Raw genomic sequence first — 19,819 nt, 5'->3', positions numbered from 1 at the left:
GTTCACTATCGGTCGCTGAGGAGTACTTAGGCTTGGAGGGTGGTCCCCCCATGTTCAGACAGGATTGCACGTGTCCCGCCTTACTCGTGGATACATCATCGCATTACTCGTACGGGGCTATCACCCTCTGAGGCCCAGCTTTCCTGACTGGTTCCGATTGTCTTTGATGTATCACTGGCCTGGTCCGCGTTCGCTCGCCACTACTAACGGAGTCTCTGTTGATGTCCTTTCCTCCAGGTACTTAGATGTTTCAGTTCCCTGGGTTTGCTTGAAACCTCCTATGTATTCAGAAGTCTCATACCTTCTCTTGATAACCGGAAATCCAAAACCTCTGAGGTCATGGTCCCGATCATTTCTGGTCGAACACCAAGACACAAGGTCTTGGAGTTCCGGCTATCGAAGGTGGGTTTCCCCATTCGGAAATCCGCGGATCAAAGCTTCTTCGCAGCTCCCCACGGCTTATCGCAGCGTAGCACGTCCTTCATCGCCTCTCAGCGCCAAGGCATCCACCGAACACCCTTAAGGCACTTGATTGCTCTCATTATCAATGTCCACACACTCGGCAGAATGTTGTCTGTACGATTGCCTTTCGGCACGCGCCCTCGATGAACGCTACGTACAGCCGGACAATGATTAGAAAGACCAGCTTGCTTCGTAAGATCGTTCCGATAGCGAGGCGGTCAAGCTTCGCTAAAAGGATCATTTTACAACTCACTCGTTCTTCAGATGCAGCCTTGTGAGCCACACCAGAAAAGCGCGTGAGCGCCGAAAATGATCCGGAGATAATGAAGGATTCGCGCAACAATCTGCTGCACGACCCAACTCGGATCGATCTCCTCTTTACGATGTCAGAAAACACGCATCTTGCTGTCTATCCAGACTAGCAGGATGCGAAGTGATGTTTCGCGGACGACGGTGCACGATCTCGGTGATCAAACCATCTGGTGGAGCCAGACGGGATCGAACCGACGACCTCATGCTTGCAAAGCACGCGCTCTCCCAGCTGAGCTATGGCCCCGTAACCAGAAGACGAATGCTCACTCGATGAGTGTGGTGGGCCTGGGAAGACTTGAACTTCCGACCTCACGCTTATCAAGCGCGCGCTCTAACCAACTGAGCTACAAGCCCCTAACGCATATCCAGTCAAGGACCAGGGATCTGCAAGGTTGCAGCCCCAGCGCGTGTTCGTCCGCGAAGAAAGAGAAACGTAGACGGCGAAATCCCGCCAATGCAGCTCAACGATCCTGACGACCGTTGGCCACTGATGTTTCTAAAACGATCCGATAGTGAGCCGAAGCTCGCTGAAGGATCATCCTTAGAAAGGAGGTGATCCAGCCGCAGGTTCCCCTACGGCTACCTTGTTACGACTTCACCCCAGTCGCTGACCCTACCGTGGCCGGCTGCCTCCTTGCGGTTAGCGCACCGTCTTCAGGTAAAACCAACTCCCATGGTGTGACGGGCGGTGTGTACAAGGCCCGGGAACGTATTCACCGTGGCGTGCTGATCCACGATTACTAGCGATTCCAACTTCATGGGCTCGAGTTGCAGAGCCCAATCCGAACTGAGACGGCTTTTTGAGATTTGCGAAGGGTCGCCCCTTAGCATCCCATTGTCACCGCCATTGTAGCACGTGTGTAGCCCAGCCCGTAAGGGCCATGAGGACTTGACGTCATCCCCACCTTCCTCGCGGCTTATCACCGGCAGTCTCCTTAGAGTGCTCAACTAAATGGTAGCAACTAAGGACGGGGGTTGCGCTCGTTGCGGGACTTAACCCAACATCTCACGACACGAGCTGACGACAGCCATGCAGCACCTGTGTTCCAGGCTCCGAAGAGAAGGTCACATCTCTGCGACCGGTCCTGGACATGTCAAGGGCTGGTAAGGTTCTGCGCGTTGCGTCGAATTAAACCACATGCTCCACCGCTTGTGCGGGCCCCCGTCAATTCCTTTGAGTTTTAATCTTGCGACCGTACTCCCCAGGCGGAATGCTTAAAGCGTTAGCTGCGCCACTAGTGAGTAAACCCACTAACGGCTGGCATTCATCGTTTACGGCGTGGACTACCAGGGTATCTAATCCTGTTTGCTCCCCACGCTTTCGTGCCTCAGCGTCAGTACCGGGCCAGTGAGCCGCCTTCGCCACTGGTGTTCTTGCGAATATCTACGAATTTCACCTCTACACTCGCAGTTCCACTCACCTCTCCCGGACTCAAGATCTTCAGTATCAAAGGCAGTTCTGGAGTTGAGCTCCAGGATTTCACCCCTGACTTAAAAACCCGCCTACGCACCCTTTACGCCCAGTGATTCCGAGCAACGCTAGCCCCCTTCGTATTACCGCGGCTGCTGGCACGAAGTTAGCCGGGGCTTATTCTTGCGGTACCGTCATTATCTTCCCGCACAAAAGAGCTTTACAACCCTAGGGCCTTCATCACTCACGCGGCATGGCTGGATCAGGGTTGCCCCCATTGTCCAATATTCCCCACTGCTGCCTCCCGTAGGAGTTTGGGCCGTGTCTCAGTCCCAATGTGGCTGATCATCCTCTCAGACCAGCTACTGATCGTCGCCTTGGTAGGCCATTACCCTACCAACTAGCTAATCAGACGCGGGCCGATCTTTCGGCGATAAATCTTTCCCCGTAAGGGCTTATCCGGTATTAGCACAAGTTTCCCTGTGTTGTTCCGAACCAAAAGGTACGTTCCCACGCGTTACTCACCCGTCTGCCGCTGACGTATTGCTACGCCCGCTCGACTTGCATGTGTTAAGCCTGCCGCCAGCGTTCGCTCTGAGCCAGGATCAAACTCTCAAGTTGGACTTGAACTTTGAACCGGCTGATCACAACGTTTGACGAGGTCCCACCATTGTCGACCGAAATCGACTTGCTGCCTGCGATTCACATCGCTGGCAACGATGGTGTTTCCTTTGAAACGTGTACCGCCGAAGTCTTTCGTCCTCTCTCAGAACTCAAAAGCCGAAGCTCTCAAGTATTCCGAGAGGCGCAAGGACTCCGCCGTCCACGTTTCTCTTTCTTCATCTTCACTTGTCAAACAGCCCGGGACCGTGGAGGCCCCAACCTTCCAGAGTGGAAGGGTTCCGACACCCTTACCGACGTCGAATGACTCCAACCGATGGTGTCGGCTGTTGTGTCACTCAACAAGGTGAGGAGCATCAGTGGCGCGTTCGCTCGCCTTGGTCAGTGACCCGGCGGCGCCGCGCTCAGTGGTTGGGGTTATAGGCCCCACCTTCCGGGCTGTCAACGCCAATCGTCAACAAATCGTCGCACAGTGGATTGTCGAAAAAAATCGAGCGATTCCAATCGATTAGGAGGCCCGTGAATGCACGGAACGAGTTCTCACGGTAAAAAATCTGAAAAAAAGTTTGGGCCTCAGGAGGCTCGGCAGGGGGCTCGGGAGGGGACCTGGATGGGGCACGGAGGGACCCCGGACGCGGGCTGGGGCGCCTCTCCTGCCGCCCGGCCCTAAGCCCCCTGCGCCTAGCCGTTCAGGAATCTTTTTCCATCTGAGGCGCCGTACTAGAGCCACAATCCCGCGGCGTTCTGGTATGACACAAACTTGAATCGCGGGGACGCCAGTGGGGGCTGCCAGCGATTTTCGTGGGGTTCAGAGGAAGGCGATCTGACGATGACGCGGCCTTCTTCGGACATTCGAAAGACACCGAGCGACCTTCACCTGCCTTGCTGTTCGTAATTTCGGCCGGGCCCTGTCTCGGGGCCTTCTGAGCGCGAGCACCTGTGCGGTATGACTTCTCCTGCGATGCCCCTGCAAGAGGGCGACCGGGAAAGGTTTGAGGCGAAGGGCTCGGGTCGTTGATTGGGGGACTTGGGTTGAACCAGAGGACGTCACGCGGCGCTTACGGGCGTGAGACCGGGATCATCGATCTCGGCCACGAGCCGCCGCTGTCCGTCGATGGTTCGGAAGCTGCCGTCATCGATCGCCGTCGCGTCTCGGTGCAATGGTTCAGCGGAACAATTCTGACCGGACTCTGCGGCGCAGCCCTGATCGGCGGCGCCGTTTTCGCGTCTCTCGACGGCGAAATGACCTTCGCCAAGGTTCCCGAGCGGGTCGAGGGCGCGCTGCGTGGTGCCTTCGGCGCGGCCGATCGCACGGCGACGCTGCACAAGAGCGATCGTCTGCCGCCGCCGAACGACTCGACCGCATCGCGCAACATCGTGCGCGTCTCGACGGTCGCCCGCGTCGGCAACCGCGATGTGATGCGCGTGCGCCCCTTCGTCCGGATCGCCGGCAATCTGTCGATGACGACGAGCGATCTGTCGGCGAAGATTCCGCCGTTCAACGCGCAGCGTATGCTGACCGACGTCGGCTCCGATCCGAAGACCGCGACCGACGATCCCAACAATCCCGAGGCCGTCGAGCCCGATGCCGAGGTGTCCTTCGTCACCAAGGATCTCTCGCCGGTGCTGCCGAAAGCCAAGATTTCTGCGGTGGTGGCGCTCGACGACATCCTGATGCGGGTGCGCGATGCCGCCAATTGGCGCGGCAATGGCGGGGTGCGCTACGCCTCGCTCGCCAATGCGACCGCTGACGTCTCCGGCGCGACCGGCAGGTCCGATCCTAACAGGTCCGAGATGAAGATGGCCTACGCCACCGAGGCGTCGCCGTCTGATCCGTACGCAGGCTTCGAGACGCGCGTGGTGCCGGAAAACGTCACGCTGCTGCCGAAGACCAAGGAGCAGATCACCGGCGGCAATCCCAACGGCGAGCGCGTCCACGTCGTCAAGAAGGGCGACTCGGTCTCCTCCGTGCTGCGCGATCTCGGCGCCACGCCTGATGAAATCAAATCGATCGCCGCAACACTCGGTCCGCGCGGCCGCGACGGCGGCCTGAAGGAAGGCGAAAAGCTTCGCATCCTGATGGCGCCCGCAAGCCCCGGCGCAAGGCTGCAGCCCTACCGCGTGGTCGTCGCTAACGACACCGTGGTCGAGGCGATCGCGGCGCTGTCCGATCTCGGCAAATACGTCGCGGTCGACGTCTCCAGCATGAACACCGTCGCCGACGCCACGGCCAACACCAGCAGCGAAGACGATGACGATGATGACGGCAGCGGCGTGCGGCTCTACCAGAGCATCTACGAGACCGCGATGCGCAACAAAGTGCCGATGCCGGTCATCGACGACATGATCAAGATCTACTCGTACGACGTCGATTTCCAGCGCAAGGTCGCGCCGGGCGACTCGTTCGACGTGTTCTACGCCGGTGAAGAGGAAGGCACGACGGCGACCGACAAGAGCGAAGTGCTGTTCGCCTCGCTCACGGTCGGCGGCGAAACCAAGAAATATTATCGCTATCAGAGCCCCGACGACGGCGTCGTCGACTACTATGACGAGACCGGCAAGAGCGCGAAGAAGTTCCTGGTCCGCAAGCCCGTCAACAGCGCCATCATGCGCTCCGGCTTCGGCGGCCGCCGCCATCCGATCCTCGGCTATGTGAAGATGCACACCGGCGTCGACTGGGCCACAACCTACGGCACGCCGATCTTCGCCGCCGGCAACGGCGTGATCGAGAAGGCCCAGCTCGAAGGCGGCTACGGCAAATACGTCCGCATCAAGCACAACAACGGCTACGAGACCGCCTACGGCCATATGTCGGCCTTCGCCAAGGGCATGGAGCCCGGCAAGAAGGTGCGGCAGGGCCAGGTCATCGGCTTTGTCGGCTCGACCGGCCAGTCGACCGGCCCGCACGTCCACTACGAAATCCTGGTCAACGGCCGCTTCGTCGACCCGATGCGCGTGAAACTGCCGCGCGGCCGTTCGCTGGAAGGCCCGATGCTCGCCGGCTTCGAGAAGGAGCGCGACCGTCTCGACGGCATGATGAGCGGCCGCAACGGTGCGATTGCAAGGATGTCGGACGCGACGGGCGGGCCGTTGCAGGTAAGCAATCGCTAGTCTTCGAGCCCCGAAGGCAAAAAATTAGCCCCGGAGAGGACATCTCTCCGGGGCTTTTTCGTTTCGACGTGAGCGATGATCAGTTCAGCTTTCGCTTCGTCACCGGCGCCTCGAACTGCGTGATTTCCGCGGTCTGCGGCGCCTTGCCGTTGAAGGTCAGCACGTTGCCTTCCGACGAGATCGCGACCGTGTCGCCATCCCTGACATCGCCGGCCAGGATCATCTCGGCGAGCGGGTCCTGGAGGTAGCGCTGGATCACCCGCTTCAGCGGCCGGGCGCCGTAGGCGGGATCCCAGCCCTTGGCAGCCAGCCAGTCGCGCCCTGCGGCATCGAGCGTCAGCACGATCTTGCGATCGGTCAAGAGCTTCTGAAGCCGCGCGAACTGGATCTCAACGATCCGGCCCATCTCGCTCCGCTGCAGGCGATGGAACAGGATGATCTCGTCGACGCGGTTGAGGAATTCGGGGCGGAAATGTCCCCGCACCATCCCCATCACCTGGTCACGCACGGCTGAGGTGTCCTCGCCCTCGGGTTGATTCACCAGATACTCGGAACCGAGGTTCGAGGTCATGATGATCAGCGTGTTGCGGAAATCGACGGTACGGCCCTGGCCATCGGTCAGTCGGCCGTCGTCGAGCACCTGCAACAGGACGTTGAAGACGTCAGGATGCGCTTTCTCGATCTCGTCGAATAGTACGACCTGGTAAGGCCGGCGCCGCACCGCTTCGGTGAGCGCACCGCCCTCGTCATAACCGACATAGCCCGGAGGCGCGCCGATCAGCCGCGAGACCGAATGCTTCTCCATGTACTCGGACATGTCGAGGCGGACCATCGCGGTCTCGTCATTGAAGAGGTACTCCGCAAGAGCTTTCGTCAGCTCGGTCTTGCCGACGCCGGTGGGGCCCAGGAACATGAACGAGCCGGTCGGCCGGTGCGGATCCTGCAGGCCCGCGCGCGAACGACGCACGGCGGTTGCGACCGCACGCACGGCCTCAGCCTGGCCGACGACGCGCTGTCCGAGCTGCTCCTCCATCTTCAGGAGCTTCTCTTTCTCGCCCTCCAGCATCTTGTCGACCGGCACGCCGGTCCAGCGCGAGACCACCTGCGCGATGTGGTTGGCGGTCACCGCCTCCTCCATCATCTCACTGGTGCCTTCGCGCGCCTCGATATCGGCGAGCTGCTTCTCCAGCTGCGGGATCCGGCCATAGGCCAGCTCGCCCGCCTTCTGGAATTCGCCGCGCCGCTGCGCGTCGGCCAGGTCGACGCGGAGAGCGTCGAGCTCCGACTTCAGCTTCTGGGCGTTGGAGAGCTTGTTCTTCTCCGCGCTCCAGCGCGCCGTCAGTGCCGCAGACTTCTCCTCGAGCTCGGCGAGCTCCTTCTGGAGCGTCTCGAGACGGGACTTGGACCCGAGGTCGCTTTCCTTCTTGAGCGCTTCCTGCTCGATCTTGAGCCGGATGATCTCACGGTCGAGCGAATCCAGCTCTTCCGGCTTGGAATCTACCTGCATTTTCAGCCGCGCCGCGGCCTCGTCCATCAGGTCGATCGCCTTGTCGGGCAGGAAGCGGTCGGTGATGTAGCGGTTGGACAGGGTCGTGGCGGCCACGAGCGCAGAATCGGTGATCCGTACGCCATGGTGCTGCTCGTACTTGTCCTTGAGGCCGCGCAGGATCGAGATCGTGTCCTCGACCGAGGGCTCGCTGACGAAGATCGGCTGGAAACGCCGGGCCAGCGCCGCATCCTTCTCGACGTGCTTCTGATATTCGTCGAGCGTGGTCGCGCCGATGCAGTGGAGCTCGCCGCGGGCCAGCGCCGGCTTGAGCAGGTTGGACGCGTCCATCGCGCCGTCGCCCTTGCCCGCGCCGATCAACGTGTGCATCTCGTCGATGAACAGGATGAAATTGCCTTCGCTCGCGGTGACCTCCTGAAGCACGGCCTTCAGCCGCTCCTCGAACTCGCCGCGGTATTTCGCGCCCGCGATCAGTGCGCCCAAATCGAGCGAGAGCAGCTTCTTGTCCTTGAGGCTCTCCGGCACGTCGCCATTGACGATGCGCAACGCCAACCCTTCGGCGATGGCGGTCTTGCCGACGCCGGGCTCACCGATCAGGACAGGATTGTTCTTGGTCCGGCGCGACAGCACCTGGATCGTGCGGCGGATCTCCTCGTCGCGGCCGATGACCGGGTCGAGCTTGCCGTCGCGCGCAGCCTGGGTCAGGTCACGGGCATATTTCTTCAGCGCGTCATAGGCGTTCTCGGCGGTCGCAGAGTCCGCGGTGCGGCCCTTGCGCAGCGCCTCGATCGCGGCGTTGAGATTTTGCGCCGTGACGCCGCCCTTGGCGAGGATGCTGCCTGCCTCGCTGGTCTTCTCCAGCGTGAGGCCGAGCAGCAGCCGCTCGACCGTGACGAAGCTGTCGCCGGCCTTCTCGCCGGCCTTTTCAGCGGCGTCGAAGGTACGTGCGAGCTCGGGCGCAAGATAAATCTGCCCGGCGCCGCCGCCACTAACCTTCGGCACCTTGTTCAGGGCCTCTTCGGTCGCCTTCAGAATTGCACGGGAATTGCCGCCGGCGCGGTCAATGAGACCGGAAGCCAGCCCCTCATTGTCGTCGAGCAGCACCTTCAACATGTGAAGGGTCGAGAACTGCTGATGCCCCTCGCGCACCGCGAGCGACTGAGCGGACTGGATGAAGCCCCTGGAGCGTTCGGTATATTTGTCGATATTCATGTCTTGTCTGTCCCTCGGCCTGCCACCGGGGCCCTTTAAGGCACCCCAAACGGCATCTTCATTGGGTTTCCGCGTGATGCGTTGACGTTCCTCAACCAAAAGCGGTCGTTATCAACCGACGCTGGCGCCGGCCTGATCCAGATGTGGGAAGCATGCCCTCGGATCGAAAGAGGCGGGTTCACAATTTCGTGCGCTGATCGCCGGCTTGGCGGGAGCGGCCGGAATCCCCTAAGTAGGCCCATGAACTCAAAGACATCCAGCCAGACCGCCGAAATCACCGGCCTTTACCGCTACCCGATCAAGGGCCTGACGCCGGAACCACTTCCTCGGGTTCCGCTGCGGTCAGGCCAGACCCTGCCGGCCGACCGCCGCTATGCGATCGAGAACGGCCCGAGCGGGTTCGATCCGGAAGCCCCCGAGTGGAAGCCGAAGATCCAGTTCCTGATGCTGGCCCGGAACGAGCGGTTGGCCTCGCTTGACAGTCGTTTCGAGGACGCGACCAACTGCCTGACCATCCGCAAGGACGGCCAGATCGTCGCCAGCGGCGACTTGGAAACCGCGGCCGGGCGCGCCGCGATCGAGGGCTTCTTCACCGAGAATTTTCAGCCGGAGCTGAAGGGCCCGCCCAAAGTGCTGTCCGGCCGCGACCACAGCTTTTCAGACGTCGCCCGCAAGGTCGTGTCGATCATCAATATCGAGAGCGTTCGCGCCATCGAGACCATGCTTGGCGGCGTTGCCGTCAATCCGCTGCGCTTCCGCGCCAATCTCTACGTCAAGGGCTGGCCGGCCTGGTCCGAGCTCGAACTGGTCGGCCAGACCCTCGCGATCGGGCAAGCGCGGCTGAAAGTGGTCAAGCGCATCGTCCGCTGCCCAGCCACGAATGTGGATCCGGTGACGGCGAAGCGCGATCTCGAAATACCGCCGACGCTCTCGCGCCATCTCGGCCATATGGACTGCGGCATCTACGCCGAAGTGGTGGCGGACGGCGAGATCCGCGTGGGCGATGCGGTTGCGGTGGAGGAGCCGAGATTGGTGTGAGCCGCGAGGCTCGTCTCATTTTGCGGATTGTTCCCGTCCCGGTCGTCTAACGTTGAGAACCCAATCGATGTCGGCCAACGGTGCGCATGCCTTCTTCGTACCTGCGAGTCTGCAAGACCACTGCCACGCCGACCAGGATTCGGTCGCGGCGCTGGCAATTCGCGCTTGCCGTCGGGCTGCTGGCATTGAGCCGGCTGTCGTGCTTGCCGTCTTGGGCGCAGGATGCCGGCAAGGCCGCGCCTGACGATGACCTGCCGCCACCGCCGGCGATCGGCAAACCTCTCGCCGACGAACCTGGCCATCGGCCTGCCGACGAGCCACCACCGCTCAACTTCGGCGGTTCGGAAAATCCGGCTCAATCCGATACGCACAAATTGAACGGCACCCGCTGGGCAGCCTATGCAAATGCAGTTCAGAGCGCTCTCGAGGCCGCGATGAGAGCGAACGCCAGGACTCGCGACAAACCCTTTGAGGTCCGGTGCGAGATATGGGTCGATCCGAAGGGACACGTCACCCGGGTTCAGCTGACCAAACCATCCGGCGACGCCGACCTCGACGCCGCCTTGCGTAACGAGGTCCTGCCCAGACTGACGCTGCCAGCACCGGCAAGCGACATGCCGATGCCTGTCAAAGGCCACATCACTGCACGCCTTCAACAATAGCAGTTGCATCATTCGGCAGGCGGGCACGGCGCTTCGCCCTCTGCCCGCCTGCGGCTCCGTCGTTAGTTCGGCATCACATACGCATAGATCCGGCCGCGCGAGATCGGCGCCTCGCGAACGCGGTTGCCGTTGTTGCCGGAGATCATGATCGGATTCCCCTGCGCGTCGATGCCGGTGATGATGCCGACATGACCGCCGCGGCCGCCGCGCGACATTACTGCGATGGCGCCGACCTGCGGGCCGGAAACGCGCGTGCCGTAACGCGCAAACGAGTTCGCCATGTCGGAGCCGGTGCCTTGGTGACCGGTCTTCTCCAGCACCATGTTCATGAAGCGCGCGCACCACAGGCTGCCGCGCCCGGTCGGGTTGCCACCGAGATAACGGCGCGCCTCCGACACGAGGCCCGATCCACCACCGAAGCCGCCGCTCATGCTCGCACCGGCATTGGCGCTCGGATCATAGCTGGCCTGCGTGTTGGCGAATCCACCCGCCCGCAACGCCACTGCGCTGCGCTCGAAGCGCGAGCTGCGGTCCGTGTGTCGGTAGTGATGATATCTGCTGGCGTGATGCACGTAAGCGTGCCGCTCTGCGCTTTGACGATGATGCGGCCGCGCTGAGGCCGGAGAAACGAACGCGGCAAAAGCCGCGAAGAAGAACGCCAGCGCGATAACACAACGCGACAGGCGAGACGCAAACAACTCAACCATTCTTCATCCTTCGTTGACACCCCCACTTCCAATCGGCCCGTGCGGTGGCCGACATCCGTCGGGCCGTTAAGCCGTCCGATGTGGCGAGAAAAAGACGCGGTGGAGGCGAATAGCTGCAATGATTTTGCGGCAAGGCTGGTTCGATGCTGCCTCATTGCGGACATCAGCATTAACTGCGATCCTCTGCACGCGGCTCGAAGAGAGGGAAACAGTTAATGCCCCACGCCACAACGAATGACGACGTCCGCATCTATTTCGAAGAAGCGGGTCAGGGAACACCGATCATTTTTCTGCACGAGTTCGCGGCCGACTACACCAATTGGGAGCCGCAGATGCGCTACTTCTCGCGCGGCCACCGTTGCATCACCTATTCCGCGCGCGGCTACACGCCGTCTGATGTGCCTGATGGCGACGTTTACAGCTACGCACACTTCTACACCGACGCGCTTGCCGTGCTCGATCATCTCAAGATCGAACGCGCGCATCTCGTTGGCCTCTCGATGGGCGCCTACTCATCGCTGCAGATCGGACTGAACGCGCCGCAGCGCGCGCTGTCGATGACACTCGCCGGCGTCGGCTCGGGATCCGAGCTCGAGAACCTGGAAGCCTGGCGCAAGCAATGCCGCGCCAATGCCGAGCAGTTCGAGACGCTGGGCGCCGCCGAAGTCGCAAAGGTCACGCGCGAGGCGCCGAGCCGGATTCCCTTCCTTGTGAAGGACCCGCGCGGCCACGCTGATTTCTATGCCGCGTTGGCGCGGCACGATTCCAGGGGATCGGCGAACACGATGCGCGGCTTCCAGGGCGGTCGTCCTTCGATCTACACGCTGACGGACGCGATCAAGGGCGTGGCGACGCCGGCATTGATCATCTGCGGCGATGAGGATGATCCGTGCATCGGAGCGAGCCTGTTCCTGAAGAAGCATCTGCCGGCCGCGGGCCTCGTGATGTTTCCGAAGTCGGGCCACGTGCTTAATCTCGAAGAACCGGCGCTGTTCAACGAGAGCGTGGAGCGGTTCGTGACGCTGGTGGAAGCGGGACGGTGGCCAGTGCGGGATGCGCGGTCGCTGGCGGCGCATTGACTTGTCATTCCGGGATGCGCCGAAGGCGCAGGCCCGGAATCCATCAAGCGGCAGAGACTGAGGCAAAATGGATTCCGGGTTCGCGCTTTGCGCGCCCCGGAATGACGGAGAAACTACTTCCCCCCGCCCCGGCTCAGCAAAAATACACCCTGCTCGCCGAACAGATTCCACACCCACCATGGCAAGCGTAGCCGCAGCGGGCGGCCGTAGAGATCGAGTGCTTCGGCGCGTTCCATCTTGACCCCGATGGCCTCGCAGAGCTCGACGAAATCCTTGATGGTGCAGAAATGGATGTTGGCGGTGTCGTACCAGCTCGCCGGCAGATTCTCCGTGCGCGGCATGTGACCGCCGACCAGGAGCTGCAGCCGCATTCGCCAGAAGCCGAAATTGGGGAACGAGACGATGGCGCGCCGGCCGATGCGCAGGAGATTCTCCAGCACGACCTTGGGCTGGCGTGTCGCCTGAAGCGTCTGCGACAGGATCACATAGTCGAAGGCATCATCGGGATAATTGACGAGGTCGGTGTCGGCGTCACCCTGCACCACCGCAAGGCCCTTGGCCACGCAGCGGTTGACGCCCTCCCGCGACAGCTCGATGCCGCGGCCGTCGATGCCGCGGGTCTCCAGCAGTTGAAGCAGATCCCCCTCGCCACAGCCGACGTCGAGCACTTTCGAGCCGGGCTTGACCATTTCGGCGACCAGCAAATGGTCGGCGCGATAGTTTCCCGATTGCGTGGTCACGATACCGTTGAACGGCAGCACTTCTTGCGCGGACATGTCAGCCGTCCTTGGAGGTGAGCCCGCGCGCCTTGCCCGCCGATTGCAGGAAGGCGCGGGAGATGTCGAAGAATTCGGGCACGTCGAGCAGGAAGGCGTCGTGGCCGCGATCGGTCTCGATCTCGGCGAACGACACCCGCGCGCTTGACGCGTTCAGTGCGTGCACCAGCGCGCGCGATTCCGAGGTCGGGAACAGCCAGTCGCTGGTGAAGGAGACCACGCAGAAGCGAGTCTGAATATCCGCGAACGCTTTCGCGAGCACGCCACCATGGTCCGCGGCGATGTCGAAATAGTCCATCGCGCGGGTGAGGTAGAGATAGGAATTGGCGTCGAAGCGCTCGACGAAGGACGAGCCCTGGTAGCGGAGATAGGACTCGACCTGGAAATCAGCATCGAACGAGAAGGTCGGCAGTTCGCGGTCCTGCATGCGGCGCCCGAACTTGCGATGCAGCGCGGCGTCCGACAGATAGGTGATGTGCGCCGCCATGCGCGCGACCGCGAGACCGCGATGCGGATGGATGCCCTGATCAGCATAGGCGCCATTGTGCCAGTCGGGATCGGCCATCACGGCCTGACGGCCGAGCTCATGGAAGGCGATGTTCTGCGCCGAGTGCCGCGTCGAACAGGCAATCGCCAGTGCGGAATAGACGCGCGCAGGGTACGCCGCTGTCCATTGCAGCACCTGCATGCCGCCCATCGAGCCGCCGACGACGGCAAACAGCGTGTCGATGCCGAGCCGGTCGATCAGCATCGCCTGCGCGCGCACCATGTCGGGGATGGTGATGACGGGGAAATCCAGGCCCCACACCTTGCCGGTGGCGGGATTGATCGAGGCAGGACCGGTCGAGCCCATGCAGCCGCCGATCACGTTGGAGCAGATGATGAAGTACCTGTCAGGATCGAGCGGACGGCCGGGGCCGACCAACGTCTCCCACCAGCCGGACTTGCCGGTGACGGGATGCACATTCGCGACATGCTGGTCGCCGGTCAGCGCATGACAAATCAGCACCGCGTTGGAGCGATCGGCGTTGAGCTCGCCATAGGTCTTGTAGGCGATCTGGAACGGGGTGAGATCGACGCCGCAGTCGAGCCGCAGCGGCTGGTCGGCGCCGAAACGCGCGACCTCCGAACTCGGATGATCGACCTCATGCGACCGGTCATCGGCACTGATCGCGGGACTGGGTACGGACTTGACGCCAACCATCTCTGACCATCGACCTCGTTTGCGATCGGACTTCAGATCGCGACTGACATCAGGCCATGAAAAACCCGGCCTGAACGATAGGTTCGGCCGGGATCGAAAGCGTCCCCGGCCTGTTTAGCGAGTTTTTTAACGTGGCTGCAAGCCGGCCGGCTCAAATGACCACGGAACAGGCAAAAATCTACCGGCTTGGGCTGATTTCGTCAAGTCGCGGTCCGGATTAACCAAAATGGTCCCCCGCCCGGCAGCATTGCAGGCCATCGTTTCTCTTTGCTTTCGCCGGCCTGACTGCCTAATCAGGACATTCCCCGCAGCCTCACAACAGCTCCTGCCAGATATGTCCAAACGTCCGCCCGCGCCACCATCGCTCCAGGAATTGCGCAACGAGATCGACGCAATCGACGCGGACATGCATCGCCTCCTGATGCAGCGCGGCGACATCATCGACCGCCTGATCCAGGTAAAGCAGACCCAGGAGGTCGGCTCGGCGTTCCGGCCGGCGCGCGAGGCCTCGATGATGCGCGAGATCGTGCAGCGCCATCGCGGCATCCTGCCGCTCGACACGGTCGAGAGCATCTGGCGCGTCATCATCTCGACCTTCACCTATGTCCAGGCGCCGTTCTCCGTGCATGCCGACATCTCGGTGAGCGAACCTGCCATGCGCGATTCCGTGCGCTTCCATTTCGGTTTCACCGTGCCTTACGTCGCGCATTTCAGCGCGCAGGCCGCGGTCGAGGCGGTGGCGAAATCCAAGGGCGATCTGGCGCTGGTCTCGGCGACATCGAGCCGCACGCCGTGGTGGCTGGAGCTCGAAGCCCACGGCGCGCCGAAGATCATCGCGCGCCTGCCTTTCGTCGAGCGCGCCGACCATCCGGCGGCGCTGCCGGTGTTCGCGATCTCGCGCGTCGCCGACAGCGCCGTGGTGACGGAGGTCGAAACCTTCAGCGTGCGTGTGTCGGGCTGGAACGCCGATGTCGCACGAACACTGTCGCCGCTCGCCGACATCGTGGCGGTGCCCGATACCGCCTTCGATGGCGCTGCATTGCTGGTCTCGGTCACATCAGCCACCAGCATCGACAAAATCAGGGCTGCCCTGATCGAAGCGGGGGCCTCGGTGCGCTCCACGGCCCTCGTCGGCAGCCACGCAACGCGCTATACGGTGCCCCCGACCGGGCAAAAATCGTAAATCGCGTACCGCCTGAGCCCCTATCCGGAGTTGAAGATGTCCCGCCCCGTGCCGAATCCCGGCATTCTCGATATTGCGCCCTACACGCCCGGCAAGACTCCGGTCGCCGAGCCGGGCCGCAAGGTGTTCAAGCTCTCGGCCAACGAGACGCCGTTCGGACCCTCGCCCAAGGCGATCGAGGCCTTCAAGCACGTGGCGGATCATCTGGAAGATTATCCGGAGGGAACCTCGCGCGTGCTGCGTGAGGCGATCGGCCGCCACTACGGCCTCGATCCCAACCGCATCATCTGCGGCGCCGGCTCGGACGAGATCCTCAACCTTCTCGCCCACACTTATCTCAGCCACGGCGATGAGGCGATCTCGACCACACACGGGTTCCTGGTCTACCCGATCGCGACCATGGCGGTTGGCGCCAAGAATGTGGTCGCCGCGGAAAAGAACCTGACCTGCGACGTCGACGCGATCCTGAAAGCGGTGACGCCGAAGACGAAGCTGGTCTGGCTCGCCAACCCCAACAACCCGACCGGCACCTATATCCCGTTCGACGAGGTCAAGCGCCTGCGCGCCGGACTGCCCTCGCACGTGCTGCTGGTGCTGGACGCCGCCTATTGCGACTACGTCTCACGCAACGACTATGAGATGGGGATCGAGCTGGTCGCCACCACCGAGAATACGGTGGTGACGCACACCTTCTCCAAGATCCACGGACTTGCGGCGCTGCGCGTCGGCTGGATGTTCGGGCCCGAGCACATCATCGACGCCGTCAACCGCATCCGCGGTCCCTTCAACGTGTCGACGCCGGCGATGTACGCCGCGGTCGCCGCGATCGAGGACACCGCGCACCAGGCGATGTCGAAGCAGTTCACCGAGACCTGGCGCAACTGGCTCACGGAAGAGATCACCAAGCTCGGTCTGAAGGTGACGCCTGGCGTCGCCAATTTCGTGCTGATCCACTTCGCAGAAACCGGCAAGACCTCGGACGCGGCAGACGCCTATCTTACCAAGCGTGGCCTCGTGCTGCGCGCGCTCAAGAACTATGGCCTGCACCACCAGCTGCGCATGACCATCGGCACCGAGGAGGCCAACCGCCTCGTCGTCGAGGCCCTGCGCGACTTCATGGCCGGCAAATGAGCGTGGACCCGCACTTCCAGCGCGTCGCGTTGATCGGCTTCGGTCTGATCGGCGGCTCGATCGCACGCGCAGCGAAGCTTCAAGGCTTGGCTGGCGAGATCGTCACCACCGCGCGCTCCGAAAAGACGCGCGCGCGCGTGCTCGAGCTCGGCATCGTCGACAAGGTCGTGGCGACCAATGTGGAAGCGGTGAAGGATGCCGATCTCGTCATCCTCTGCATTCCCGTCGGCGCCTGCGGCCCGGTGGCACAGGAGATTGCGGCGCATCTGAAGCCCGGCGCCGTCATCTCCGACGTCGGCTCGGTCAAGGGCGCGGTGGTCAAGGACATGGCGCCGCATCTGCCGAAGAACGTTCACTTCGTGCCGGCGCACCCCGTGGCGGGCACCGAGCATTCGGGCCCGGATTCGGGCTTCGCGGAGCTCTTCATCAATCGCTGGTGCATTTTGACGCCGCCGGAAGGCGTTGATGCCGACGCTGTCGCGCATTTGCGCGCCTTCTGGGCGGCGATGGGCGCCAAGGTCGAGGTGATGACGCCGGATCATCATGATCTCGTGCTCGCGATCACCAGCCATTTGCCGCATCTGATCGCCTACACCATCGTCGGCACCGCCGACGAGCTGCAGCAGGTGACGGAGTCCGAAGTCATCAAATTCTCCGCCGGCGGCTTCCGCGACTTCACCCGCATCGCAGCCTCCGATCCGACGATGTGGCGCGATGTCTTCCTCGCCAACAAGGATGCCGTGCTGGAGATGCTCGGCACCTTCACCGAGGATCTCGCCAAGCTCACCCGCGCGATCCGCCGCGGTGATGGCGAAGCGCTGTTCGACCACTTCACCCGCACCCGCGCCATCCGCCGCGGCATCGTCGAGATCGGCCAGGACTCGGCTGCTGCGGACTTCGGCCGCCAGCACGGGCAACTCGACAAGAAGTCGAGCTAGCCGTCTTTGACCTGCGTGATGCGGCGCCGGCCTACAAGACCGGCGCCGATCTGCATACACACGCCCAGCATCCAGGTTGCGCCGAACAACAGATTGCCGGCGGCATCGGACGTTTCATCCAGCACGAAGGCATAGAGCGCGAGCAAGCCCGCGCCGGCCGCGAGGAACGTGCCGGTCGCGCTGGCAAGACCGATCACTTGCGATCGATGCACAGGCCCTGCCTGAAGCTGCGGCCAGCGCGAGACGTCGATCCCGAGATAGGCGCCGATCATTCCGAGCACGATCAGAACAACGGTGAATTCGACCGTGTCGAACCAGGGCAGCTCGGCCCGCATCAGCAAGGCGGCAACAAAGGTGGCGCCGACCGCACCCGTCATCGCCAGGCCAAGCCTGGCGACGATGTGCGCGAGCCGAAGGATCAGGACACCGTCGGACAATTGCCACCCACGATGAACTAGAACGGGTAGTAGCGGATCTGCGTCATGACGATGTTGTCGTCGGTTTTGGGGGCCCCGCCGACACCGGCGAAGGCGAAGCGCTGCGTGTAGGAATACTGCACGCCGGCTTTGAGCGTGCCGTAATTGCCCTGGTAGATGGTGTCGTAGATGCCGGCGGTGATCTGCCGCACTTCCCTGGTGTTGCCGTTGCAGGTCGCAGCCGGCGTGTTCTCGGTGAAGCAGCCGGTGTTGTTGTAGAGCGGATTGCCGTAACCGAACGGCACTGTGCCGACATTGGCGAAATTGGCCTTGGCCTTTTCCAACCCTGCGTAGCTATAGACATCGAGTTCAGGCGTTGCGTGCCAGATCAGACCGACCGCGGCCGCCGTGATCGTCAGCGGCAGCACCGTGCCGTCCTGCGCCACAGCCGCATCGGGGAACGGCGTCGCCGTGAAGCGACCGAGCACGCCATGCGCGCCATAGAGCTGCAGGTCGAGGGTCTTCGGAATCAGCTCCGCGAAGATGTGACCGCCGAAGCTTCCGGTGTCGTAGGTGTGATTGGCACCGTTGAAGCGATCAAGCAGCTGACGATAGAGCGCCCAGGCTTCGACATGCAGCTTGTAGGGCCCGAGCCGCGGATCCCACGCCGCTTTCGCGGTAAAGTCAGGCACCTGGTTCAAGCTGACATTGTTGAGGTTGTTGAAGAAGCTGCCGCCCGGCCCGGTCAGATTGACCTGGAGGTTCGGGTTGAGCACGCCTTGCGGGCCGACCGCAGGCGTGCCGACCGTCGGCGTGTTGCCGCCGAAGAAGGCGGTCTGCGGATTTTCGACCGACGCCGCGATCTTGAACTCGGGCCCGATATCCTGCCAGACACGCAAGCCGGGCTGCCGCGCCGCCAAAAATCCCGGAACGGATTCGAAGTCGATCACACCAGGCGCGTCGACACCGCGGGGATCGATGCCGGCCTTGGTCGGCGCATTCAGCGACCAGGATTGGCCGGCCAGGAAGTGCAGGCCGAGATCGGTTCGATCGAGCTCGAGGCTCAACTGCCGCATCCGCGGATTGAACGAGTTGGTGGCAACGGAGCTTGCCGTCTGCGCCGCGCCCTCGAAATCGATTTCGCCGTAGCCGGCGAGATGCGTATCGGGATTGGCGTTGCCTTCTGCGAGCACGGAGAACCGGCTCTGGCGCGCGGAGAATCGTGTCTCCGGGATATAGAAATTGTGGGCCTGCTGGTAGGGGATGAAATTGTAGACCGAGCCGGTGTCGGAGGCGATGTTGCGCGACCGGTAGATGCCGGTGAGATCGACCCAGCCGCCGAATGTCAGCGTGATGCCCTTGTAGCAGATCTTGCCTGACGCTGACGCACAGGGATCGACGGGCAGCGCCTTGTAGCTTGCCGGCAGGGCGACGACCCTCGACTGCGCCGCCTCGACCTGGCGCGTCTTACGCGCCTCCGAATCCACCTTCTGCTGCAACTCCTTCAGCTTCGCCTTCAGCGCCTGGATTTCCGACGCGACACTGTCGTCCGCACGCGCCTGTCCCGAACAGGCAGCGAGTAGTCCCAGCATGAGTCCGTAATTGATGATCCGCACGTAAGCCTCCCTCCACTCGGGAAGCAGGTGCTGTTGGTTGCGCCCCCGGCGCGTGCATGCTTCCCTGGTGTGGAGTGATGCGAATGGGGCTGTGGTTATTCGCCGGCTCTTGCATCTTCTGCATCACGTTTTCCTGACGATCATGTTCGGAATATTTTGCTGGCTTTTCGTATCCGCACGCGCGCGATTGCGGCGCGCCCGATGCAACGCGCATTGGGCCCGACCGGGACATGGCCGGGCCCAACTCCGCGACGCGCAACATCTCAAGGGGGATGGCGGCTAATTGCCCTTGGTCGTGCGGTTCACCGTGGGGCCCGGTGATGTCGCGGAAGACGCAACGGCGATGGCGGCAAAGAGCAGCTTGGGCATCGTCATGATAGGCTCTCCCGGGCGGCCCGTGTCATCGGGCGGCTGACATGGAGAGAGAGCGGAG

The 19,819-nt window shown here is 62.4% G+C and carries 13 protein-coding genes, 2 tRNA genes, 2 rRNA genes and 1 riboswitch (1 of these 18 cut by a window edge); of the genes, 7 read left to right on the top strand and 10 right to left on the bottom strand.

Going from position 1 to position 19,819, the window contains the following annotated elements; translation table 11 throughout:
* The 4 genes from M2427_RS05630 to M2427_RS05615 form a co-directional block, all read right to left on the bottom strand.
* Positions 1 to 534 (bottom strand): 23S ribosomal RNA (locus M2427_RS05630); it reaches 2,313 nt to the left of the window's first position.
* Between the two features lie 408 nt (positions 535 to 942).
* Positions 943 to 1,018: transfer RNA gene (locus M2427_RS05625), tRNA-Ala, on the bottom strand.
* Positions 1,019 to 1,051: 33 nt separating this feature from the next.
* Positions 1,052 to 1,128 (bottom strand) — tRNA-Ile (locus M2427_RS05620).
* 191 nt (positions 1,129 to 1,319) lie between these two features.
* Positions 1,320 to 2,806, bottom strand: a 16S ribosomal RNA gene (locus tag M2427_RS05615).
* The 16S and 23S rRNA genes sit together here with 2 tRNA genes alongside, the layout of an rRNA operon.
* Positions 2,807 to 3,838: 1,032 nt before the next feature.
* Here M2427_RS05615 and M2427_RS05610 point away from each other — a divergent pair.
* A complete protein-coding gene (locus M2427_RS05610; RefSeq protein ID WP_280705197.1) occupies positions 3,839 to 5,917 on the top strand; it encodes a M23 family metallopeptidase in 2,079 nt (692 codons plus the stop codon).
* Between the two features lie 79 nt (positions 5,918 to 5,996).
* Here the strand turns inward: M2427_RS05610 and clpB are convergent, their stop codons facing one another.
* On the bottom strand, positions 5,997 to 8,636 hold the full coding sequence (clpB, locus tag M2427_RS05605) for an ATP-dependent chaperone ClpB (protein WP_280705196.1): 2,640 nt from the start codon (positions 8,634 to 8,636) through the stop codon (positions 5,997 to 5,999).
* 240 nt (positions 8,637 to 8,876) lie between these two features.
* Between clpB and M2427_RS05600 the strand changes: the two genes are divergently transcribed.
* The gene (locus M2427_RS05600; protein ID WP_280705195.1) at positions 8,877 to 9,674 is read left to right on the top strand and encodes an MOSC domain-containing protein; all 798 of its coding nucleotides are present in this window, start codon (positions 8,877 to 8,879) and stop codon (positions 9,672 to 9,674) included.
* Positions 9,675 to 9,760: 86 nt separating this feature from the next.
* The gene (locus tag M2427_RS05595; RefSeq protein WP_280705194.1) at positions 9,761 to 10,336 is read left to right on the top strand and encodes a TonB family protein; all 576 of its coding nucleotides are present in this window, start codon (positions 9,761 to 9,763) and stop codon (positions 10,334 to 10,336) included.
* 62 nt (positions 10,337 to 10,398) lie between these two features.
* Here M2427_RS05595 and M2427_RS05590 read toward each other — a convergent pair whose 3' ends face one another.
* On the bottom strand, positions 10,399 to 11,043 hold the full coding sequence (locus M2427_RS05590; RefSeq protein ID WP_280705193.1) for a TIGR02594 family protein: 645 nt from the start codon (positions 11,041 to 11,043) through the stop codon (positions 10,399 to 10,401).
* Positions 11,044 to 11,258: 215 nt separating this feature from the next.
* Between M2427_RS05590 and M2427_RS05585 the strand changes: the two genes are divergently transcribed.
* The gene (locus tag M2427_RS05585; RefSeq protein ID WP_280705192.1) at positions 11,259 to 12,122 is read left to right on the top strand and encodes an alpha/beta hydrolase; all 864 of its coding nucleotides are present in this window, start codon (positions 11,259 to 11,261) and stop codon (positions 12,120 to 12,122) included.
* 113 nt (positions 12,123 to 12,235) lie between these two features.
* On the opposite strand, the gene metW is transcribed toward M2427_RS05585, so the two are convergent.
* Both metW and M2427_RS05575 read right to left on the bottom strand, forming a co-directional pair.
* A complete protein-coding gene (gene metW / locus M2427_RS05580) occupies positions 12,236 to 12,898 on the bottom strand; it encodes a methionine biosynthesis protein MetW (protein ID WP_280705191.1) in 663 nt (220 codons plus the stop codon).
* 1 nt (position 12,899) lies between these two features.
* A complete protein-coding gene (locus M2427_RS05575; protein WP_280705190.1) occupies positions 12,900 to 14,102 on the bottom strand; it encodes a homoserine O-acetyltransferase in 1,203 nt (400 codons plus the stop codon).
* Positions 14,103 to 14,195: 93 nt separating this feature from the next.
* Positions 14,196 to 14,275, bottom strand: a riboswitch (SAM riboswitch).
* 161 nt (positions 14,276 to 14,436) lie between these two features.
* Here M2427_RS05575 and M2427_RS05570 point away from each other — a divergent pair.
* Genes M2427_RS05570 through M2427_RS05560 form a run of 3 tightly spaced genes read left to right on the top strand, consistent with a single transcriptional unit; the run spans position 14,437 to position 17,354 of the window.
* Positions 14,437 to 15,285, top strand: coding sequence for a chorismate mutase (locus M2427_RS05570; protein ID WP_280705189.1), 849 nt, complete (start codon positions 14,437 to 14,439; stop codon positions 15,283 to 15,285).
* A gap of 36 nt (positions 15,286 to 15,321) precedes the next feature.
* Positions 15,322 to 16,416, top strand: coding sequence for a histidinol-phosphate transaminase (hisC, locus tag M2427_RS05565; protein WP_280705188.1), 1,095 nt, complete (start codon positions 15,322 to 15,324; stop codon positions 16,414 to 16,416).
* Entirely contained in the window at positions 16,413 to 17,354 is a 942-nt protein-coding gene (locus tag M2427_RS05560) for a prephenate/arogenate dehydrogenase family protein (protein WP_280705187.1), read from the top strand. Before hisC ends, M2427_RS05560 begins: the two co-directional genes overlap by 4 nt.
* Here M2427_RS05560 and M2427_RS05555 read toward each other — a convergent pair.
* Both M2427_RS05555 and M2427_RS05550 read right to left on the bottom strand, forming a co-directional pair.
* A complete protein-coding gene (locus M2427_RS05555) occupies positions 17,351 to 17,791 on the bottom strand; it encodes a hypothetical protein (RefSeq protein ID WP_280705186.1) in 441 nt (146 codons plus the stop codon). The genes M2427_RS05560 and M2427_RS05555 overlap by 4 nt on opposite strands.
* Before the next feature lie 17 nt (positions 17,792 to 17,808).
* A complete protein-coding gene (locus M2427_RS05550) occupies positions 17,809 to 19,386 on the bottom strand; it encodes a hypothetical protein (protein ID WP_280705185.1) in 1,578 nt (525 codons plus the stop codon).
* Positions 19,387 to 19,819: the final 433 nt, after the last annotated feature.

This window comes from Bradyrhizobium sp. BR13661, assembly GCF_029892425.1.
Classification (GTDB): domain Bacteria; phylum Pseudomonadota; class Alphaproteobacteria; order Rhizobiales; family Xanthobacteraceae; genus Bradyrhizobium.
The sequence above is the reverse complement of the archived record's forward strand: the minus strand, read 5'-3'. Positions and strand labels throughout refer to the sequence as shown.

Bases quoted from the DNA above. Each gene is read 5' to 3' on its own strand.
- clpB (WP_280705196.1), bottom strand. From the start codon at position 8,636: ATGAATATCGACAAATATACCGAACGCTCCAGGGGCTTCATCCAGTCC.
- M2427_RS05600 (WP_280705195.1), top strand. From the start codon at position 8,877: ATGAACTCAAAGACATCCAGCCAGACCGCCGAAATCACCGGCCTTTAC.
- M2427_RS05595 (WP_280705194.1), top strand. From the start codon at position 9,761: ATGCCTTCTTCGTACCTGCGAGTCTGCAAGACCACTGCCACGCCGACC.
- M2427_RS05590 (WP_280705193.1), bottom strand. From the start codon at position 11,043: ATGGTTGAGTTGTTTGCGTCTCGCCTGTCGCGTTGTGTTATCGCGCTG.
- M2427_RS05585 (WP_280705192.1), top strand. From the start codon at position 11,259: ATGCCCCACGCCACAACGAATGACGACGTCCGCATCTATTTCGAAGAA.
- metW (WP_280705191.1), bottom strand. From the start codon at position 12,898: ATGTCCGCGCAAGAAGTGCTGCCGTTCAACGGTATCGTGACCACGCAA.
- M2427_RS05575 (WP_280705190.1), bottom strand. From the start codon at position 14,102: ATGGTTGGCGTCAAGTCCGTACCCAGTCCCGCGATCAGTGCCGATGAC.
- M2427_RS05570 (WP_280705189.1), top strand. From the start codon at position 14,437: ATGTCCAAACGTCCGCCCGCGCCACCATCGCTCCAGGAATTGCGCAAC.
- hisC (WP_280705188.1), top strand. From the start codon at position 15,322: ATGTCCCGCCCCGTGCCGAATCCCGGCATTCTCGATATTGCGCCCTAC.
- M2427_RS05560 (WP_280705187.1), top strand. From the start codon at position 16,413: ATGAGCGTGGACCCGCACTTCCAGCGCGTCGCGTTGATCGGCTTCGGT.